The 19,883-nt window shown below is 69.4% G+C and carries 13 protein-coding genes; 5 read left to right on the top strand and 8 right to left on the bottom strand.

Translation table 11 applies throughout. The features are described from left to right. The first annotated feature begins 374 nt into the window (after positions 1-374). The 3 genes from AB0L57_RS18555 to AB0L57_RS18565 all read left to right on the top strand — a co-directional run bounded on the left by AB0L57_RS18555 (position 375) and on the right by AB0L57_RS18565 (position 6,474). On the top strand, positions 375-2,822 hold the full coding sequence (locus tag AB0L57_RS18555; RefSeq protein ID WP_364963302.1) for a hypothetical protein: 2,448 nt from the start codon (positions 375-377) through the stop codon (positions 2,820-2,822). Positions 2,823-2,824: 2 nt separating this feature from the next. Then, positions 2,825-4,072: an MFS transporter gene (locus AB0L57_RS18560; protein WP_364963304.1), complete on the top strand. Its 1,248-nt coding sequence runs from the start codon at positions 2,825-2,827 to the stop codon at positions 4,070-4,072. A 287-nt stretch (positions 4,073-4,359) separates the two neighbouring features. Then, the gene (locus AB0L57_RS18565) at positions 4,360-6,474 is read left to right on the top strand and encodes an FAD-dependent oxidoreductase (protein WP_364963307.1); all 2,115 of its coding nucleotides are present in this window, start codon (positions 4,360-4,362) and stop codon (positions 6,472-6,474) included. A 14-nt stretch (positions 6,475-6,488) separates the two neighbouring features. Here AB0L57_RS18565 and AB0L57_RS18570 read toward each other — a convergent pair whose 3' ends face one another. The 4 genes from AB0L57_RS18570 to AB0L57_RS18585 all read right to left on the bottom strand — a co-directional run bounded on the left by AB0L57_RS18570 (position 6,489) and on the right by AB0L57_RS18585 (position 13,584). After that, positions 6,489-7,526, bottom strand: a complete 1,038-nt coding sequence (locus AB0L57_RS18570; RefSeq protein ID WP_364963310.1) for a hypothetical protein — start codon at positions 7,524-7,526, stop codon at positions 6,489-6,491. A 74-nt stretch (positions 7,527-7,600) separates the two neighbouring features. Beyond that, positions 7,601-8,089, bottom strand: a complete 489-nt coding sequence (locus AB0L57_RS18575; RefSeq protein ID WP_364963313.1) for an alpha/beta-hydrolase N-terminal domain-containing protein — start codon at positions 8,087-8,089, stop codon at positions 7,601-7,603. Continuing rightward, positions 8,086-8,877 (bottom strand): hypothetical protein, encoded by a 792-nt coding sequence (locus tag AB0L57_RS18580; RefSeq protein WP_364963316.1) that lies wholly within the window; start codon positions 8,875-8,877, stop codon positions 8,086-8,088. Before AB0L57_RS18580 ends, AB0L57_RS18575 begins: the two co-directional genes overlap by 4 nt. A gap of 903 nt (positions 8,878-9,780) precedes the next feature. Further along, complete coding sequence (locus tag AB0L57_RS18585) at positions 9,781-13,584, bottom strand: hypothetical protein (protein WP_364963318.1); 3,804 nt, start codon at positions 13,582-13,584, stop codon at positions 9,781-9,783. A gap of 239 nt (positions 13,585-13,823) precedes the next feature. Here AB0L57_RS18585 and AB0L57_RS18590 point away from each other — a divergent pair, with 239 nt between their 5' ends. Next, positions 13,824-14,432, top strand: coding sequence for a CoA pyrophosphatase (locus tag AB0L57_RS18590; protein ID WP_364963320.1), 609 nt, complete (start codon positions 13,824-13,826; stop codon positions 14,430-14,432). A 67-nt stretch (positions 14,433-14,499) separates the two neighbouring features. On the opposite strand, the gene AB0L57_RS18595 is transcribed toward AB0L57_RS18590, so the two are convergent. From AB0L57_RS18595 to AB0L57_RS18605, 3 genes are all read right to left on the bottom strand, one after another. Then, positions 14,500-16,452, bottom strand: coding sequence for a UvrD-helicase domain-containing protein (locus tag AB0L57_RS18595; RefSeq protein ID WP_364963323.1), 1,953 nt, complete (start codon positions 16,450-16,452; stop codon positions 14,500-14,502). 193 nt (positions 16,453-16,645) lie between these two features. Next, complete coding sequence (locus AB0L57_RS18600) at positions 16,646-17,431, bottom strand: SDR family oxidoreductase (RefSeq protein WP_364963326.1); 786 nt, start codon at positions 17,429-17,431, stop codon at positions 16,646-16,648. Next, positions 17,428-17,901, bottom strand: coding sequence for a nuclear transport factor 2 family protein (locus AB0L57_RS18605; protein WP_364963328.1), 474 nt, complete (start codon positions 17,899-17,901; stop codon positions 17,428-17,430). The genes AB0L57_RS18600 and AB0L57_RS18605 overlap by 4 nt, the downstream gene beginning before the upstream one ends. A gap of 320 nt (positions 17,902-18,221) precedes the next feature. Between AB0L57_RS18605 and AB0L57_RS18610 the strand changes: the two genes are divergently transcribed. Beyond that, entirely contained in the window at positions 18,222-18,965 is a 744-nt protein-coding gene (locus tag AB0L57_RS18610; RefSeq protein ID WP_364963331.1) for an SGNH/GDSL hydrolase family protein, read from the top strand. A gap of 10 nt (positions 18,966-18,975) precedes the next feature. Here AB0L57_RS18610 and AB0L57_RS18615 read toward each other — a convergent pair whose 3' ends face one another. After that, positions 18,976-19,830, bottom strand: coding sequence for a TIGR03621 family F420-dependent LLM class oxidoreductase (locus AB0L57_RS18615; RefSeq protein ID WP_364963334.1), 855 nt, complete (start codon positions 19,828-19,830; stop codon positions 18,976-18,978). Positions 19,831-19,883: the final 53 nt, after the last annotated feature.

The following is a 19,883-nucleotide window of genomic DNA, read 5'->3' on the forward strand; positions in this document are numbered from 1 at the left end:
CCGTACCGCCACCACAATACGTCGCGGACAACACTCGCCGACCACTCCCCAATCTTGGGAAAGGGAATATTTCAAATCGTATGTATACTGCCGATCGCAGTGCGCTGCACTGCGATCGGTGATGTTCGGCAACGATGAGGCGAACACACCGACGCGTGAATCGAGAACCACTTTGATCGCCTCAAACCCGGTGGCACTCCCCTCCTTCTCTGTGATCCACAACGTGGCGATACTCCGGCGCGTGACGTGAGTCGCTGACCGGATTTCCCTCCACGAACTCCCTCGGTACCACCCTTTTCGACGCTGTCGGCGTGTGGATTCTCCCTGCGCCTGGCAATCGCGTCGTTTCGTGCATCTTCAATCACGGAGAAACGATGAAACCGCATGTGCTGATCCTGCACAGATGGCGAGACTTCTTCGCCACCTACGACACCTATCTGGATCACTCCGAATACTCCGTCACGTATATCTGTTCGCCGGCAGGCCGGAATTCCGTGCCACCGGCGGCCGCCGGCATTCGCGTCGTGGACCTGAGCGACGCCGCCACAACCATCGACGCCGCGGACCAGCTCGTGGCCGACTTCGGGCGGCCCAGCCACATCGTGGCATTGAACGAAATGGATCTGTACCGAGCCGCCGAGCTTCGTGTCCGATTCGACACCCCGGGCGATCGACCCGAGCGCACGGCGGTCTTTCGCGACAAGCTCACCATGTACCGCACGGTGGCCGCGCACGGAATCGCATTGCCCGATTTCGCCGAAGCTGTCCAGCCGTCCGACATCACGGACTTCGCCACCCGGCACGGCTGGCCGGTCATCACGAAACCCCGTGTCGGCCAACTGAGTTACGGATTCCAGCGCTTCGACGAACCGGGACAGCTGCCGGACCCGGGTGCCGCCTGGGACGAGCCGACACTCGTCCAGGCGTTCTGTTCCGATCCGGTGATCCACATCGATGGTGTCTGGACCGGTGCGACGCTGGGGCCGTGGCGGCCCTCCCGCTACATCAACACCTGCGCCGAATTCACCGACGGTGGAGTGCTCGGCTCGGTGGAGATCGACGACAGCGAAACGATCCGCCGGACAGCGGAATTCACCGCGACGGTGTGTCGTGCGCTCAGCCCCGGAGCTCCGCTGGTGTTCCATCTCGAGGCATTTCTCGGCAGCGGGGACGATCCGCACCTTCGCTTCCTCGAGATCGGCGCGCGAGCCGGCGGCGCCGAGGTCCCGTTCGTATGGCGCGAAGTCCACGGCTACGACTTGCTCGAAGCCCACACCCGTATCCAGCTCGGGGAATCGCCTCGAGCCGAACAGCCGGGCGACGATCGTACCGGCGGCTGGCTACTGATCGCCCCGGCCACGCCCCCGCCGTTCCGGGTCGTCGAGGCGACCCCGGCGCCTGTCCCGGGCGAGCCGTACGCAGCGATCGTGCCCGAGCCGGGTTCCGTGGTCGTGGACACCTCCGGGTATGCGATGGGTAAGGCCCGGTTCCGGTTCGCGGGATCCCGGTCCGGCGAAGTCGAACAGGCGATTCTGGACACTGCCGCCGGATTCCGGATCACCTGTGCGCCTGCCGAGGTGGTCGCGGCTCGCCCGCACATCCTGGTGCTGCATCGGGTGCGCGGCCTCGCCATCCCGTATGCGGAGGTCATCGATCACGAGTCGAACGCGGTCACCTATGTGTGCCCGGTCTCCGCTCGTGACGGCGTGCCGCCCGGCGCCGCCGAGGTGATCGTGGTCGACGACATGTCCGGAGCCGCCGCGGCGGCCACCGTGCTGTGCGGACGGCACGGCACTCCGGATCGAATCGTCGCGTTGAGCGAGTTCGATCTGCTGACCGCCGCGCAGTTGCGGGCGGAATGGAATGTGCCCGGTGATCGGCCCGGCCATATCCTTCTATTCCGCGACAAACTGCTGATGGGCCAGGCGATACAGACCGCCGGGATCGCGATCCCGGAGTTCGCCGCCGTCTCGACCGAGGTGGATGTACAGCGGTTCGCCGAGGACGTCGGATATCCGGTGATCGTCAAACCGGCGCTGGGTGCGGGCAGCCGCGGTGTGATGCGATTGGACGGGCCGGCCGATCTCGCGTCGCTGCCGGATCTGGATACCGAACCGTGGCTGGTGCAGCGGTTCTGCCCGGGCGACATCGCCTTCGTCGACGGGGTGTGGACCGGGGAGCGTCTGGGACCGTGGCGCCCGTCGATCTACCTGGATACCTGTCTGAGTTTCGCCGACGGCGGCCGGACCCTGGGGACGGTGGAGACCGACGATCCCGCGTACAACGCGGAATTGGAACCGTTCGTGACTTCGGTTTTCGCGGCGTTGAGTCCGGGCGTGCCGACCGTCTTCCATCTGGAGGTCTTCCTGGTGCCCGCATCCGGCGGCGCCATCGGAATCGAGTTCCTCGAGGTCGCCGCCCGCTTCGCCGGCGGCGAGACGGTCAACCTCTGGCGAGAGGTGCACGGCTGTGATCTGCCCGCAGAGGCGATGCGGATCCAGCTCGGGATGCCACCACACAGCCATCCGCTGGCGGACACCACGGTCGCCGGCGAACTCCTGATCCGGCCGCCACTGGATCCACCGTGCACGGTGCAGTCGACGCACCTCGATGTTCCGGACGGCCTGCGGCCCTACGCCGAAGATGTGCCGGAGCCCGGAACCACCGTCACCGAGAGCTTCGGCTATCAGGGGATCGGCGCGAACTTCCGGTTCCGAGGGCCGTCGACGGCGCAGGTGCGCGCCGCGATCGAAGCGACCGCTGCCGGATTCGGGATGCATTGCGTGCCTGTGGTTTCCGATTCGGAAGCGATGACCGTCTGATCATGGATACCTCGACCGAGATCGCCGGCGGCGCCGGCGGCATCACCCGCGACGTTCGCAGAATGCTGACGATCGTCGTATCCGGGGCCGGCCTCGCGGCGGGCGTGTATCTGACCTCCGGCATCCTGTATTTCTCGCGAATCGCCCACATCTCTTCCGGGCGAATAGGTTTCGGACTCAGCATCGCGGGAGGACTGTGCGTGGCCGTCGTCGTCGCGGCCGGCCGCGTCTCCGACCGTTTCGGCCCGGGGCCGACATTGCGCTGGTCGCTGGTCTTCGCTGCGATCGCCACCGCGGCGCTGCCCTGGGTACGCGACGGGGGGACCTTCCTGGTCATCGTGCCGATCACCTCGGCCGCACACGCGGGTGCGCAACTGGCGGTGGCGACGATGGTGAGCCGCCTCGGTGACGAGAACGCCAACGAGGTGCGCGGATATCTTCGTTCGGTACTGAACGTCGGGCTGGCCCTGGGCGCGGGTGCCTCCGGACTGGTCGCCCAATCCGATTCTCCGGAGATCTATCGCGTGATCTTCCTCGGGACCGCGGTACTCCTGCTCGCGGTGGCCGCGCTCGTGGGCAGGCTTCCGCACATCGCACCGCCGGTCACGCGCCACGACGGCGCCGCGCGGGCGGTGCTTCGGGATCGGCCCTACCTCGCGCTGGCCGCACTCGACGGTGTGCTGGCGCTGCAGCACAGCATGCAGGCGGTCGCGGTGCCGTTGTGGATCGTCTCCGCGACCACCGCTCCCCGCTGGTCGATCGCCGCGGCCGACATCGCGAACACCGTCATCGTGGTGCTGTTCCAGGTCCGGGTGTGCCGTCGGGTCGCGACACCGACGGCCGGTGCGCGCGCCTATGTGTATTCGGGGTGGGCGGTGCTGTGTGCCTGCCTGGTCGTTTCGATGGCCGCCGATCACTCCACCTGGCTGTCGCTGCTCCTCGTGGGCATCGCCGCTGTGGTGCTGGCGGTCGGTGAACTATGGCATTCCGCAGCGGGTTTCGAGGTGTCCAATGCCCTGGCTCCCGCCCACGCTGTCGGCCACTACCTCGGGGTCTACGGAGCCGGTCTGCGGATCGCGCAGACGGCCGGTCCGGCGCTGGTGGCCTGGTTGTGTCTCGGGCTCGGCAAGATCGGCTGGCTGATCTCGGGTGTCGCCATGCTCGGCGCGGGTCTGCTGGCGCCGTATCTCATCGCATGGGCGGTGCGCACGCGGCCCACGGCGCCGAGCACATCCGCTGTCCAGGAGTAGGAGCTCACCTCCCCTGTCCCGGCCGCCCGGCGGTCCGGCTGCCGTGCTCAGGACGTGGTTCTCTTGCGGGACAGGGTTCGAGGGCGCTCGAGCGAGATCTCGGCGTGGGTGCCCGGTGCGGATCGGATTCGGCGGGGAGTGCGCGGGTGTGCGTGATCCGGCGACGGTCCTCGTGGCAGGTATCGAGCAGGCGGCGTTGTCGCAGCGTGTCGGGTGTCACTGCGGTGGCGGTCTCGATCATCGGGAGCTTCGCGAAATGATGCTGTGCGGAGACTTAGCTTTTATTCGTGACCCGGAATCAGACCTTCCCCCACCTGCTCGCTCCCGGGACCATCGGTCCCCTCACCGTGCCCAACCGCGTGGTCATGCCCGCCATGGACATGAACCTGTGTGACGACGGTGAGATCGAGCAGGGCGACATCGACCATTTCGCCGCCCGCGCGGCCGGTGGGACCGGACTGATCATCACCGGCTGCTGCGCTGTGGCCTATCCGCATGGATGTGCGAGCACCAAGGAACCGGGGCTGTCACAGGATCGGTTCATTCCGGGAATCAAGGCGCTGGCCGATGCCGTGCACGCCGGCGGCAGCAAGCTGTGCGTGCAGATGACCCACCACGGCAAGGTGGCCCGGATCGACACCGTGCAGGGGCGGCCGCTGCTGGTTCCCTCGGAACCCACCGGGTCGGCGGACATGTCCGCGCTGGGCGACAACACCGCCGAGGAGCTGCGGAAGATGGCCGCCGTCACCGGCGGTAAGAAGGCCACCTATCGCGAGGCCACCAAGGACGACATCGACTGGGTGGTGCGATGTTTCGCCGAGGCCGCGGGCCGGGTCGCGGCGGCCGGCGGCGACGCGGTCGAGATCCACTGCGCGCACGGCTACATACTCGGCGGCTTCCTGAGCCGGGCCGACAACAGGCGCACCGACGAATACGGCGGATCGCTCGAGAACCGGGCGCGGCTGGCGGTCGAGGTCATCCGCGCGGTCAAGGAACAGGTCGGCGATTCGCTGGCGATTCTGGTGCGCGTCGCCGGCCGCGAGTTCGGCGAGCAGGACGCGCTGACCACCGCGGAAGCCACCGCGGCCGCGGTGCTGTTCGAGGCGGCCGGGGCCGATGCCATCCACGTGACCGGATGGGGCCGTAATCCCTTCTCCAACTTCACCGATGGCCCGCTGCCGGACCGGGTCGGGGCGTATACCGAGCTGGCCGCGGCGGTGAAGAAGGCCGTCTCGATTCCGGTGATCACGGTCGGGCGGGTACTGCCGGAGGTCGGCGAGAAGGCGATCGTCGGGGGCGGGGCCGATTTCGCCGCCATGGGACGACAGCTGCTGGCCGATCCGGAATTGGTGAACAAGCTGAAGGCGGGGACGCCGGAGCGGGTCCGGCCGTGCATCAATTGCTATGTGTGCGTTCAGGAGAACTTCTGGGACGACACCCCGCTGTGCGCGGTGAACCCGGCGCTCGGGAACGAGACGCTGCTGCCGCTGGTGCGCACCGACACCCGCAAGCACATCGTGGTCGTCGGGGCGGGGCCGGGCGGGCTCGAGGCCGCCCGGGTGGCCGGTGAGCGCGGGCATCGGGTCACGGTGCTGGACAAGTCCGATCGGCTCGGGGGCACACTCTGGTTCTCCGGCCTCACCACACCGGACAACGAGCGGCTGCTGAACTGGTTGAAGGGCGAGGTCGCGCGGCTGGGCATCGACATCCGGCTGCGGACCGAGGCCACGGTGGACTCCATCCGGGCGCTGCGTCCGGATGTGGTCGTGGTGGCCACGGGTGCGGTGCGCGACCGCCCGGCGGTGCCGGGCGGCGATCTGCCGCATGTGCACACCGGGGATACCTTGCGCGCGTTGATGACCGGATCCGGCGACGTCTCGCGGGTACCGCCGCTGCTGCGGACCATCGCCCGGCTCGGCAAGCTGTCCGGGATCACCCGCCGGACCGCCGCGATCCGCGCCGTCACCCGCAGATTCCTGCCGATGGGCAAGAACGTGGTCGTGATCGGCGGTTCACTTGTCGGACTGGAGCTTTCGGAATTCCTCGCTGAGCGCGGCCGCACCGTGACCTTGCTCGAGGAGGGCGGGCAACTCGGGGTGCCGATGGCGATGCCGCGACGCTGGACCGCGGTGCGGCACGCGGGCGAGGCGGGGGTGACCATCCACCGGAAGGCGACCGTCCAGCGAATCACCGAGAAGTATGTGGAGTTTCGCGTCGGCGACCGGACCATGACCGCATCGGCCGACATGGTCGTGGTGGCCTCGGGGGTTTCGGCGCAGGCACCGCTGGCCGCGGCGCTCGAGGGCGTGGTTCCCGCGGTGCATGTCGTGGGTGATGCGGCACGGGTCGACTACATCGAGGGCGCGATTCACACCGCGTGGGCGGTCGCCACCACGGTGTGAGCCACCGATCCGGCTCAGCGGGCGGCGCCGAACAGATCCAGGGCGACGGGTGCGAGGTCGTCGAGGACCGAGCACTGGGCGTCCACCGCCACGACCGCTCGATGCTGTTCCGGTTCGACCGGCGGCTCGGTCAGCGCGACCGATGCGACGGGCGCTCCGACGGGAGCGACGATCTGGCAGGCGTTGCCCCCGGCTTCCTGCACGAGCACCGGATGCCCGGCGATCTGCTCGACGCGTTGTCCTCCGGTGGGATGCAGGACGTTGTCCGGATTCTGCAGGGCGAAGGTGACATTCACTGCCGGGCGGTCGATGCGCGCACCCGCGCTCGCGACACCGAACGAGCACTGGGACGGGTCCCAGCCGGGCCGGAAGGAGGTCACCGAATAGCCCTGCGGCAGGTGGGCCGTCAGCTCACAGGGGCTGCGGTCGGTGAGCGGGACCGGGATCCGGGCGTGATCGCGGCGCGGAATCCGGTTGTCGCGTACGGCCGTGATCACCGACGCGGTGGCCCGTTTCGCGACATCGCAGGTGGCGTCGCCGAAGAAGCGGGCGTCGACGGACAGGTAGCCGACCGGATCGGCGGGCGATTGCGGTTCGCGCACCGCGGGTTTCGGTGAGAATCCGACCGGAACGGTGAATCCGCACAGTGAACCCGGCACGGATCCGGCATTCACCGGCAGCGCCAAACCTTCGATCCGATGGGTCTGCGCGGTCGCGGCGCTCGCGGAATTTCCGTGACCCGCCACCGTCACGCTGACCTGCGCGAGCAGATCGGCGTCGGGCCCGCGCACCTTCAGCGTGCAGCTCGTGATCGCCGGTGTGGTCGATACCTGCGGGCTGCCGTAGGAGGCCAGGGCGGCCGTATCGATCAAGGCGCAGGGGTCGAGGGTGCGCAACTGCTCGGCCAGCTCCAGATTCCGCTTGCCCTCGTCCGCGAGCGGAATGCCGAAATCGGTGTGTGGCAAGGCGGTGACGGCCTGCGGTGCCCCACCCTTCGGTTGTGAGCATCCGGCCAGTACCAGGACCAGCAGAACCAGCATCAGTCTGCGCACGCGCACGCCCCCCTTGTGTCGGCAGTCGCCGAGCAGCCTAGACCATCAGCGCCGGGCACACATCCGGCCTCCGCTCACAGCCGTACGAGTTTCCTTATCCCCCAGCGCATTCCACGCCCGGTCCCGACGAGGATGCCGACGATCAACGCGGTGCCGAGCAGACAGCGCAACCAGTACGCGGCACCGGCCGGCGCCATGCCCATCGCCGCGTGCAGACCGTTCTGCCAGGCCGCGGCCCGGGCGGTGGCCGCGGTCACCACGAATCCGCACAGCAGCAGCACCGGTACCCGCAGGCGGCCCAGGCGCGCGTCGATATCGATGCGCCAATACCCCAGCACCGCCCGCAGCAGCGCGACCATGCCGATGGCGAAGGCCACCGGCACCGCGGTCAGGATGGCCTGCGATATGGATGTGCGGGGCAGCACGGCCGGGAGCAACGACACCACGACCGCGGCGGTGACGGCGATCAGCGTCTCGATCCGTGGCCGGGTGAGAGCGGGACGATGGCGGCGCGGGGTGACCGGTTCGGAAAGTCGGGTCGCGCGGGGCGTGACGATGGTCATGCGACGGCGCCTGCTTCGACGGCGGCGACCCGTCCGGGCTGCGGACGCAGCCGCCGCCAGGTCACCAGGCCGACGATGGCGGCTCCCAGCACGCCCAGCGCGGTGGGAGCGCCGACATGCAGCAGCTGGTCGCTGAGGCGCTCACCCGACAGTTCCGTGCCGAACAGGAACTCCGGATCCGGGGTCGCGTAGTTCTGCCGCCGGGAATTGAGATCGACACCGGTCGTCGCGACGGTGGCCAGCACATCGCAGCGGGCACGGGCAGCGGTGTCCGGGCGGGTGTCGCACGCGGCGTGCATACGCCGCTGGAGGGTGGCGTCGATCGCCTGGCGGGCCCATGGTTGCAGTGGCTGCTGACGTTGCTCGGCATAGCGCAGGAGGTCGTAGCCCAGGTCGTGTGCCTTGCACGCATCATCGAACTCACCGGGGAGTTGAATGGGCGACGAACAGTCGCCGTGCGGATTGACCAGGACCCCCTTCTCGACGACCGGCCGATAACCGGCGCCGGCGGCGAAATCGGCGGGCAGAGTCACCACCCCCGGGTGATCGCCGACCATATCGGTGACCGCCGCACGGGCCGCCGCATTCTCCACACCGGGCTTCGTCACCGCCGCCGACGCGGGCATCGCCGGCGCGAAGGCCAGCGGCACCGTGGCGGTCATCGCCGCGAGCACCAGCGAACCCACCACCTGCCGGATCCGGCCCCGAATTCGGGGCCGCGGATCTGGGGACGGTGCTGCGGCCGGCGGTATGTCGTGCCCGGCCGGACCCGGTGATGCGTCGGTCATGGATGCCGAAGGTAACGGATAAGACTGAGAAAGACCGACTCGCTACCGAGATGTTTATTCGCCGTGGCCGCGGGTACTGCGACTCCGCTGCTGATGAGAGGCGTTTTCGCTGCCGAGCAACGGTAATCCGCCGAAGCACCGAAACGCTGCGACCAGGTCTCCCGCCACGGTACGCACCCTCTCAGCGCACCGCGTGCAGGGACCCAGGAGGCAGGTATGCCGGGCGCCGGTGCGGTCGGGTAGCTGGCAACTCGGCCGTTACCCCCATGTCCCGCTCGGTGCGCGGACGCGGATCGAGCGGCACGATGGCCGGGTGGGCGCCTCCCGCTTTCGGCTCGTCCGCCGATGCCGGGGCGGCGAGCCGGGGTGATCGATACGTGGACCGGCTCACACTCGTCAATCCATTTGTCCGCGATCACATTCGACCGCGCTCCGGCATCATTCGGCGCCATCCGCGAAGGTCGACCGCGTCTCTTCGAAGCACCGCCGCGATTCGTCGCGAGCCCGAGGAGCGGAGGGTCCGGGCGGAGCTCGCACGCCCTCGCCCGCACATCCCGGGCGGGCCCAACCCTTCGGGAAGTCCGGTCCGGTGGCCCGGAATCGTCCGGACCGGAGAGTCTGTTTTCATGGGACCACCTGTGGAAACACAGATCCGCTCCGCCGCGATCCGGACGGTTGCCGCCACTCTGATGTGGCACCGGCAAACACGGCGCACTCACCAAGAAGTTCGAACGAGAAGGACCCGCACATGCTTTCCGGACTCACTCAGCTGTTCAACAATCTCTCCCTCTTCGGCGGCGACCTCTTCCACGTCAGCATCGGCGGCTGAGTCACCCACACACGCGAAAGCCCACATGGTCGTCCCTCATCGGACCGTGTGGGCTTTCCGTATGTCCGGGAGCCTCAGCGCGCGCAGGCGTCGGCGAGCTGAGCGGTCCAGCGCCGCCACTCGTCGTCGAGTCCGGTCCCGTTGCTCGCGGTGCACACCCGATCGGCGGTGGCGCCGGTATTCGTGGTCAACCAGCTGAGCACGGCGTTCTCACCGCCCGCGGCGAGCACGCCCGCGGGGCTGAACTGGACCCGCCAGCGCACGGTGCCGCGCGGGACGATCGACGGGCCGATGGCCTGCGGTGCGGCCGGATCGGCCACCGACCACAACCGGACGGTCTGATCGTCGGCACCGGTCGCCAGCAGGTGTGAGGTGGGATCGAAGCTCACCGAGCGAATCGTGCTCGTATGGCCGCTCATCGCGGACACCTCCTCGGCACGATCACCACGCACCCGCAGGATACGCACGATCTGATCGTCGCCGCCGGTCGCGATCAACGTGCCGTCGCGGCTGATCGACACCGCGTTCAGGCCGCCACGATGATCGGCCAGCACCGTCGAGGTGTGTTGATTCGCGCGCAGGTCCCAGCCGTGCAGCCGCCCCTCCCCCGACACCGCGTACAGCCGCGACCCGTCCGGCGCGAACGCCACCGCGTTCACCCAGCCGGCGGGTCCGGTCAGCGGATCGGGCCGGGCCGCGGGATGCGCCCGGTCGGTGAGATCCCACAGCTGGACGCGGGAGTCGTCGAAGGCGGTGGCCAGCAACCGCGATTCCGGGGAAAAGGCGATCTCGTGGGCGTAGCGGGCGCCGGGAACGGCCAGTGTGGCCAGCGGCCGGGGCGCGGACGGAGTGCTGGTGTCGAACAACAGGACATCACCGGTATCGGAACGGGTCACCGCGAGGGTGGCACCGTCGGGGGCGAGGGCGACGTTCTCGACGCGCATGTCGTCGGCGGGCGGAAGGACCGTGGAGATCGGCCGCGGGGTCGCGCCGGAGGTGTCCCACAGCAGCACCTGACCGTCCCAGGATCCGGTGGCCATCACCCTGCCCGAGGCGTCGAAGCTCGGGGCCTGCACCAGGCTGGTGTGCCCGGCGACCGCGGCCGGTGACAGCGTCCACACCTGCAGACTGCCCGCCTGCCCACCGGTGAGCACCTGATCGTCACCGAGGAACACGGCCGCGGCCAGCGCGCCCCGGCTGCCGTTCAACGGCATGCCGACCGGCACCGGTCGCCGCGGATCGGTGATGCTCCACAAGGCGGCGGTGCCGTCGCGCCCGGCCGTGACCAGCGTCCGGCCGTCCGGCGCGAACGCCAGCGACCACACCGCCGCCGCGCCCGCGTCCACCGGCGGGCCCAGCGCGGTGACCGCCTCGCGGTCACGCATCGACCACAGCCGGAAGGTCTGATCGTCACTGCCGGTGGCCAGCGTGGTTCCGTCCGGGCCGAAGGCCACCGCATGGATGCTCAGCTCCTGACCGGTCAGCGGCGCCCCGAGCGGATGCGCGGTCGCCGGATCGGAGACGTCCCACACCAGCGCCGTCCGATCGTCGCCACCACTGGCGAGGGTGTTTCCGTCCGGAGCGAAAGCGACCGTCCGGGCCGGGCCGGTGTGCCCGGTCAGGGTCGTGGTCGTACCGGACAGCAGATCGTGCAGGCGCACGGTGTGGTCGTCGCCGGCGGTGGCGATCCAGCGGCCGTCGGAACGGACCGCCACCGAGTAGACCGCGCCCTCGTGTCCGAGATCGATATCGGCGGCGCGCACCGGCCGGCCGGGATCGGAGACGTCCCAGCGGTGCACGAGACCCGACCCGGTGGCCGCGAACAATGTCCGCCCATCGGGCGCGAAAGCCACCGACGCCACCCACGAGGACGCGGGCAGCGCGGGACCGAGCGCGATCAGCCCCTGCGCGGCATCGCGCCGCCACAGACGCACCGCGTCGTCGTAGCCACCGGAGGCGACCAGCCCGGTACTCGATTGCGCCACACCGTAGATCGCGCCCGCACCGGCCGGGACGGTCGCGGCCAGCGGCGCGGACTGGGAGGCCAGCAGCAGACCCCGGGCCTGCGGATCCCCCGCGCGCTGAGCCTCGGCCACCCGGGCCAGCTGCGCCGATTCGGTCGGATCGGCGGATTGATCGTGTTGCGCGGCGGCGATGAGCGCGGCGAACTGGGCATCGGAACGTTCACGTTCCGCGCGATGGGTCTGGCGCATCGACACCACCGCCAGCGCCGAGGTCACCACCGCCCCGACGACCAGGAACAGCGCCAGCCCGCGAATCGCCAGGCGCTGACGCCGCCGGACCACCTCGGCCGCGTCGAGAAATTCCACGCCCCGCTCCGACAGCGCGTTCGGTGTCCGCGACCGCAGATCCCGCGCCACGGCCAGCCGGCTGCCCCGGTACAACAGCGCGCGATCGCGGCCCGCGGACACCCATTCGTCGGCGTCGGTGCGCAGCCGGTGACGCACGATCGCGTCCTCGCGATCCTCGTCGATCCATTCGGCCAGCCGCGGCCAGGCACTGAGCACGGCATCGTGTGCGAGGGAGGTCCCGTAGGCGTCCTGGGTGATGATTCGCGCCTCGGCCATCGCGGTGAGGACGGCAGTCGCCGAGCCTCGATCGGGGCAGCCGCGGATCAGGGTTTCGCGATCGACGTGCCGGCCCACCGTGGTTCCGTCGGCCGCCGGTGTGACCAGTTGCAGCAGGATGCCGCGCGCGGTGGCGCGGTCCCGCGGGCCGAAGGTGTCCCAGAGTTGTTCGGCACTGGCCGCGATGGCGCCGCGCACCCCGCCCGCCTGTTCGTAGGCCCGCACACTCATGACATCGCCGTCGCGGAACTGCCACGTGCTGCGCAGCGCGTGCGCGAGCAGCGGGAAGGTGCCCGCCCGGATCGCGGGGTCGGCGCCGCGCACACCCAGATCGGCGAGGATCAACTCCACCAGACCGTCGCCGACGCGCAGCCCCTGCTTCTTCGCCGGCTCGACGACGGCGGCGGTCAGCTCCTCGGCGGTCGGCGGGCCGAGCAGCATCTGATTGTTCTCGAGCAGGCTCGCCAGCGCCGGATGCCGGGCGGCGTGGGTGTAGAAGTCGGCGCGCAGGGCCGCCACCACGCCCGCGCACCGCCGGCGTTCGGCCGGGCCGCGCACCGCCAGTGTGGTGAGAACATCGAGGTAGCGGTCGGCGGACTCGTCGTCGAAGGGTGGCAGGAACAGCTCCTCGAGCTGATCGACGGCCAGGATGTAGGGTTTCGCCTCCGATGCTCGCTCGGCCGCCCAGGATTCGAGTTCGCCGCCGCCGACCGCGCCCGGAGTCACCAGCAGCACATCGAAGTCGTCCTGGACGCGGGCCGCGAATCCGGCCTGCAGCAGGGAGGATTTCCCGACGCCCGAATCGCCGACCAGAATCAGCGGTACGCCGCTGCCGAGGTTGCGGTCCAAGCGCTCCCGCATGGTGTCGATCTGCGAGTCGCGGCCGGCGAAGAATTCCGCGTCGCCGATGGTCAGCGCGGCCAGCCCCGGGTACGGGCACAGCGCCGGGGCGGCGGGCCGGTCGGTGGTGCGTTCGGACTGCGCGCGTGACCACAGCTTGTGCCATCCGGTCATCGAATACAGTCCCGGCGGGTCGGGTTCGGCCCGGCGTTGCCGCGCGGCGGGTATCAGGACACTCAATACCGCCGACAATCCGTCGAATTTGGCGGGCACGCTGCGCCCGAGGCGCCAGTCGGAGATGCGCTGCGCGCTCACCTCACGCCCGCGCGGATTCCGGGCCCGTAATTCCCGCGTGGCCCGCGCGCTGATCGCCTTCAGCGGCGGCGACCCGGCAGCGGTGTAGAGCGCGTCGAGCCGCTGCGCCAGCTCGCTGCGGGCACTGCTGGTCACCGCGTCGCCTTCCTGATTCGTACCGTTCGGTTCGTGGCCCCCCGATCGATGCTACGGATGAAAACCCGCAGGTTGGGATGGGTGTGGGCGACGCCATGCGAACGGCGTCGAGCGTCCGCCGGGGCGGGTGCGCGGCTCGGGACGACGCGTCCGGCCGCGGGCCGATGCCGCCTGGGCACCCGTCCCGGCTGCCGGTCCCGGACCGATCCCCACGGCGCCGGTGGTGCCATGCTCGAAGGATGAGTGTGCAGAGTTTCCGGGATCTCGCCGCAATGCGATTGCGCGAGTTCGATGTTCGAACCGTGGCCGATACTCCCGGGATGCGGCGCGCGACCGTGGTGCTGTGCGTGCTGGAACACGACGGGCAGCCGTGCGTCGTCGTGATCAAACGCGCCTATCGTGGCCGCAACGCCGGGCAGTGGGCGTTGCCCGGCGGGCGCGTCGACGGTGACGAGACCGCCGTCGCGGCCGGCCTGCGCGAATTGCGGGAGGAGATCGGACTCGACGCGTCGCCCGGGGATGTCCTGGGCCGGCTCGACGATTTTCCGGCGGCGTCCGGTTTCGCGATCACGCCGATCGTGGTGGCACTCGACGACCCCGGCGCCCTGACCCCCAATCACGAGGTGCATCGGGTGCATTTCGTCGCCCTCGACCGCCTCGCGGCCGACGACGTACCGCACTGGGCCGATGAGCCGGACGGAAGCCGGCTGCTGCAGATGCGGCTCGGCGAGGCGATGACCATTCACGCGCCCACCGGCGCGATGCTGCTGCAGTTCCGCGATGTGGTGCTACTCGGCCGCCCGACCAGGGTCGCGGATCTGCGACAGCCCGACTGGACGCACCGTTAGCGCGACCCGTCACGCCCACCCCTCCGCATGATGTGCCCGTTCGAGCGGACCCGGCGCGCGGCGTCCGTCAGTCGCGCATGAACCCGATCCAGATGTGGTCGCGGGCGCGGGTCAGCGCCACCATGGTCTGGCGAGCCGCCAGTTCGGCCCGATCGCGCCTGCTGCCCCGCAATCGCTCCGGCGGCCGGGTGGGCGCATCGGTCAGATGGAACACCGCCGCGAAATCCATCCCCTTGGCCCGATGCACGGTGCCCACCTTGACCGCCTCGCGCTGCGTACCGTCGTACTGCGCCAGCGCCAGTGCGGGAATCCGCCTGCGCCGCAAGGCCGCCAGGATCCTTTCGGCCTGCCGGTTGGTATCGGTGATCACAGCGATATCGGCGCCGGGTGCACCGGAATCGAGAAGTCCGGAATCGGTGAGCGCCGCCAGTATCGCCGCCTCGGCGCGCGATCGCGGAAAGGTCTCCGATCTCGCCGTGCCGCCGGACAGCACCACCGCACTGTCACGCAATACGAAACCCGGTGCCCCGTCGAGATCGTCGACGACATCGGTGGCGTCGACCCGTTTCGCGTAGTCGTGCACCGCGGCGCGATTGCGATAGTTGGTGCGCAGCACCGCGCCGCGGCCGACGATCGGGATACCGGCATCCGACAGCCGCCAGCCACCCGGGTACACCTGCTGCTGCCCGTCGCCGACCAGCAGCAGCGGCGAGGTCGAGGTACCACCGGCTATCTGGTGCACCAGTTTCAGTTCCATCAGCGTGAAGTCCTGGACCTCGTCGACCACCACCAGGTCGTAGGGGTCGTCGAGCGGTGCGGCGCGCAGCTCGTCGAGCGCCAGATCGATCACGTCGTTGAAATCCACCAGCCCCAGATCCCGCAGGGCCGCCTGATACGGCAGATACAGCCGGTGCCAGACCAGTTCGCGCTGAGATCGATCCAGCCGCAGCCGGTTTCGGCCCACCCGCTCGATCTTCAGATACAGCTCGGCGTCGTCGACCCCCTGGCCCTTGATGACGCGGTGCAGCTCGTCTTTCCAATAGCTCGGATTCGGCTCGACGAGTTCGAGGTCCCGGCGGGCGATACGCCAGGCGTGATGGAAGGCATTGTCCGCACCGGCGAGACGGTAACCGATACCGCGCCGGTCGAGCAGACGCGTCGTCCACCTGTGCAGCCCGGTGAACTCGACGCGATCACCGGCATACGGAGCCAGCCGCCGGAATCCGGATTCGTGATAGGCGGGAAGGGTCCGTACGAAACTGGTGAAGAGTTGCCGGCCCGCCCCCTGTTTGGACAATCGCGCCATTCGATGCAGGGCGGCGACGGTCTTCCCGGTGCCGGCCGGGCCGCTGAATCGGGCGGGGCCGTTGTAGTTCCGGTAGACCAGGTCCAGCTGGTCCGGATCGAGGTAGATCATCCATTCGCCGAACGGTCGCCGTAATGCCCGGAAGCGGTCGTTGGCGCGTACCGTGACGGAATCGAAAAGACCTTCGCCGGTGCCGTTTTCACGGCTCGGCGCACCCGCCGCGGACACCAGGGCGAACCAGGTGTTGCGCTCGGCGACGGTGGTCGCGATCTGCCGGGCCGCGCTCACCGAGAGGGTGGACTCCCCGAACAGGCGGCGCGCGATCGAGGCCGGATCGGCGGTCAGATAGCGCGCCTCGGCCGGGGTGTCCGACGCCGCCGACATCAGCAGCAGCACCTCGATCATATGTGGCACATACCTTTTGCGGCCCGCGGTGAGGTTCGCGAAGGTCTCCTCCGCGCGCCACCGGATCCGGCGCAGCTCGGCCGCCGACGGCGCCGCCTCGGTGAGTACCAGCGCGAAGATTCCGCCGGGCCCCACGGCGTAGGCATCGAACCGGTCGGAACGGCTGTTCTCCCGTTCGACCAGGACGTGCCAGCCCGCACGCATCAGCGGCACCGACAGGAAGCGCCGCCACGCCGGTGTCAGCGCCGGCAGTTCACCCAGCTGTTGCTGCACCCGATGCCGGCGTTGCTCGAATTCGATATCGGACATCGCGATCCCCCTTGCCGACCCGGCCGGGTGCGTATGTCCCTGGTGGATATCGCGCCCGAACCACCGAAACCTGTGTCCACCAAGGTATTACACATTTCCCACCACCGCCGGGAAATGGGTGGAGCACGGCGTGACGGCCACCCGAGCAACACCGCACAACGGGCGGGCCCGCAAGAGATCTCGCTCGGAATCCCTACTCGCCGGCGTCGAGATCCGGGGCCCACGCCACCCCGTTGATATGGCTGCCGCCGTCGGCGAACAATGTGTTACCGGTCAGATAGCGCGATCCCTCCGATGCCAGGAACACCACCACCGGTGCGATGTCACCGTACGGATCTCCCATGCGCCCCATCGGATTCGCGGCATCGGCCAGCGCCGCCATCGCCGGCTGTTCGGCGAGAACGCGCTCGAAACTGCGGCTGCGGGCCGCCGGGCAGACGGCGTTGACCGTGATGCCGGTCGGCGCCCATTCCCGGGCCGCGGTCCGGGTGAGCGCGCGCAGCGCCTCCTTGCCGGCGTTGTACTCGAGCGTTCCCATGTGCGCGTTCACCCCGTTGAGGCTGCACATGTTGATCACCCGTCCCCAGCCGCGTTCGCGCATGTGCCCGAACGCGGCGCGCATCGCCCAGTACGGGCCGTAGTAGCCGAGCGCGATACCGTGCGCCAGCTGCTCGTCGGTCTTGCGTTCGACCCGCCCGGCGGCACCGGCCGCACCCCACGCGTTGTTGACCAGGACGTCGATTGATCCGTATACGGAAACCGCCGTCCCGACCGCGTTTTCGACCTGTTCCCGCACGCGCATGTCGGCGGCGACGAAGGTTCCGCCGATCGTGGCGGCGACCTCGGCACCGGACTGCTCGTCCACATCGGTGATCACCACCCGTGCGCCCTCGTCGGCGAACCGCCGCGCGATTCCGGCGCCGATCCCCGCCGCGCCGCCGGTGATCAGCGCGACCCGGCCGTCGAGTTGCCCGCTCATCGTCCCTCGATTCCGGTCGTGAGCAGCTCACGTGCCCCGGCGTCACCGTCGAGGGTGCGGGTGACGCGAGCGGTGATCTGCCAGCGATCCGCTATCCGCCGCAGCCGGAAGTGATTGGCGCCGGTGCGGGCGACGACATTGCGACTCTCGTGCCGCACCACCAGCACCGATTCGCAGACCGCGACCGCGTCGTCCCCGTCGACGGTGACCACGGCGGGGCCGTGGAAGTGCAGGCAGCCGCGGCCGATCAGGCCCTGATGCGCGTCCGAGCCCACCATCGCCGCCACATCGGCGCGGCCACGCATCTGCCAGTCCTCGACGTCGTAGGTGCCCTCCTGCGACCACAGCGCGGCGGTCGCCTCGACGCTGCCGGAATCGACCAGCGGACCGTACGAGGCGATCAGCCGCTCGATCGCCCGTTCGTCCTCGATCCTCGCCAGCCGTTGTCGCAGCTCGGCCAATTCGCTCACATCGAATCCTTCCGGGAAACCGACAGCTCGTCGCCGGCGGATCGGTGCCGGTGTCCGGTCCGCTGCATCGACTCCTATCGCGCGAGCGCCGCGCGTGGTGGCCGCATCCCGCTCGCTGGGACGACGACGGGCCGCGCGGAACCTCGCGCGAGTCCGCTCGGTCACAGCGACCGAGTTGGGCGTGCGAGCCGGCGGCGAGCGGCGAGTAGCCTGTCGAACCGACAACCGGTGGCCGACATGTCGTCGCACCGCCCCACTTCGCTCCCGGAGGTCCCGCCTTGCCGTCATCGCCCGCGCCACGATACGAGCGATTCGTCGCCATGGGAGACAGCCAGACCGAGGGACTCTGGGACGGAAACGACGAGACCGGCGTGCGCGGCTGGGCCGACCGCTTCGCCCAGCGCCTGGCCCAGGACAATCCAGAACTCGAATACGCCAATCTCGCGGTGCGCGGCCGTCGTCTCGCCGAGGTCCGCGACGAACAACTCGATGCGGCCCTGGCCGCGCAGCCCGACCTGGTCGGATTCTGTGCGGGCATGAACGATGTGACCGCACCGGGCGCCGACTTCGCCGCGGCTCTGGACATCATGGAGGAGCTGTACGCGAAGCTCACCGCGAGTGGCGCCACCGTCGTCACCACGACCTTCCCGGACGCGCGCCGGATCGTGCCGCTGGCCGCTCGCCTGATCGGGCCACGCATGGACCTGATCAACGAGCGAATCCGCCTGTGCGCCACCCGGTACGGCCTGCGCCTGGTCGATCTGTACGGTGCGCCGTCGATGGCCGATCTGCGGATGTGGAGTCCGGACCGGCTGCACGGTTCCCCGGAGGGACACAACCGATTCGCCCTGGCGGCCGCCGAGGCGCTCGGACTCGACGGCGCCGATCACTCGTGGACGGTGCCGCCGCAACGATCCGAGGATTTCCGAGCCGGTGGGGTGTTCGGTGAACTGGCCTGGGTCGCGGCCACCGTACGGCCGTGGGTGTGGCGTCGGCTGCGGGGTGTGTCCACCGGCGACGGGCGAACGGCGAAACGACCGGAGCCGGGACCGGTCGATCGATGATCGGCCGCGCTCAGCCGCGCAGGCGCGCGATCACGTCCGCGAAGGATTCCAGCGCCGGTTCGAGCACGGTCACATAGGAGAACCCGAACCGCTCGCGGCTCTCGAGCAGCTGAGCGGCCATCTCCTCGGCGGTGCCGATGAGCATCGTCGGCAGCTCGAGTACTTCCTCGGGGCTCAGATGGTGCATCTGCGCGGCGGCCTGTGCCGCGACGGACTTGCGGTCGTCGGTCGGCACCACCTGCTGGATCAGAATGTTGAATTCGGGATCCCGGCCGTACTCGGCGGCGAAACCCCGTGCGGCCGCGACCCGTTCGTCCACGGCCGCGGCACTCAGCAGGCGCAGGCTGCCGTCGGTGCTGCCCGGTACGGTCTGCGCACCGGTGAACGCGACGATATCGGCGTGCCGGGCGGCCAGGCGCAACATCCGGTTACCGGTGCCGCCCAGCAGCAGGGCGGGGCGTGGTTCGGGCAGCAGCCGCTCGAGTTCGGTGACGGTCCGCTCCAGGTGGTCGACCCGGGTTCGCGGGGTACCGAAATCGATCCCGGCCTCCTCGAATTCGGGGCGCACATAACCGGTTCCGAGACCGAGTTCGAGGCGGCCGCCGGTGAGTTGCGCGGTGCTGACCACATCGCGGGCCAGGAGGACCGGATTCCAGAACGCCGCGTTCAGGACGAAGGTACCCACCCGCGGATGCTCGGTGGCCGCCGCCGCGGCGACCAGTGACGGGAAGGGCGCGGGCAGTTCGAGATGGTCGGGTACCTGCAGTACGTCGTAGCCCAGTGATTCGGCCCGGCGGCATTTGGCCGCCCACTCGTCGGGGGAACCGGGCTCGAGGAAATTGACTCCGAATCGGAAATCGCGCACGACCCGACCCTATACGTGGAACGGCCGGTGCATCGACCGTCGGCATTCGCACC

It is taken from the genome of Nocardia sp. NPDC052254 (assembly GCF_040679495.1).
In the GTDB taxonomy this organism is placed as follows: domain Bacteria; phylum Actinomycetota; class Actinomycetes; order Mycobacteriales; family Mycobacteriaceae; genus Nocardia.

Bases quoted from the DNA above. Each gene is read 5' to 3' on its own strand.
- AB0L57_RS18600 (WP_364963326.1), bottom strand. From the start codon at position 17,431: ATGAGCGGGCAACTCGACGGCCGGGTCGCGCTGATCACCGGCGGCGCG.
- AB0L57_RS18580 (WP_364963316.1), bottom strand. From the start codon at position 8,877: ATGACCGACGCATCACCGGGTCCGGCCGGGCACGACATACCGCCGGCC.
- AB0L57_RS18590 (WP_364963320.1), top strand. From the start codon at position 13,824: ATGAGTGTGCAGAGTTTCCGGGATCTCGCCGCAATGCGATTGCGCGAG.
- AB0L57_RS18610 (WP_364963331.1), top strand. From the start codon at position 18,222: ATGGGAGACAGCCAGACCGAGGGACTCTGGGACGGAAACGACGAGACC.
- AB0L57_RS18595 (WP_364963323.1), bottom strand. From the start codon at position 16,452: ATGTCCGATATCGAATTCGAGCAACGCCGGCATCGGGTGCAGCAACAG.
- AB0L57_RS18560 (WP_364963304.1), top strand. From the start codon at position 2,825: ATGGATACCTCGACCGAGATCGCCGGCGGCGCCGGCGGCATCACCCGC.
- AB0L57_RS18555 (WP_364963302.1), top strand. From the start codon at position 375: ATGAAACCGCATGTGCTGATCCTGCACAGATGGCGAGACTTCTTCGCC.
- AB0L57_RS18575 (WP_364963313.1), bottom strand. From the start codon at position 8,089: ATGACCATCGTCACGCCCCGCGCGACCCGACTTTCCGAACCGGTCACC.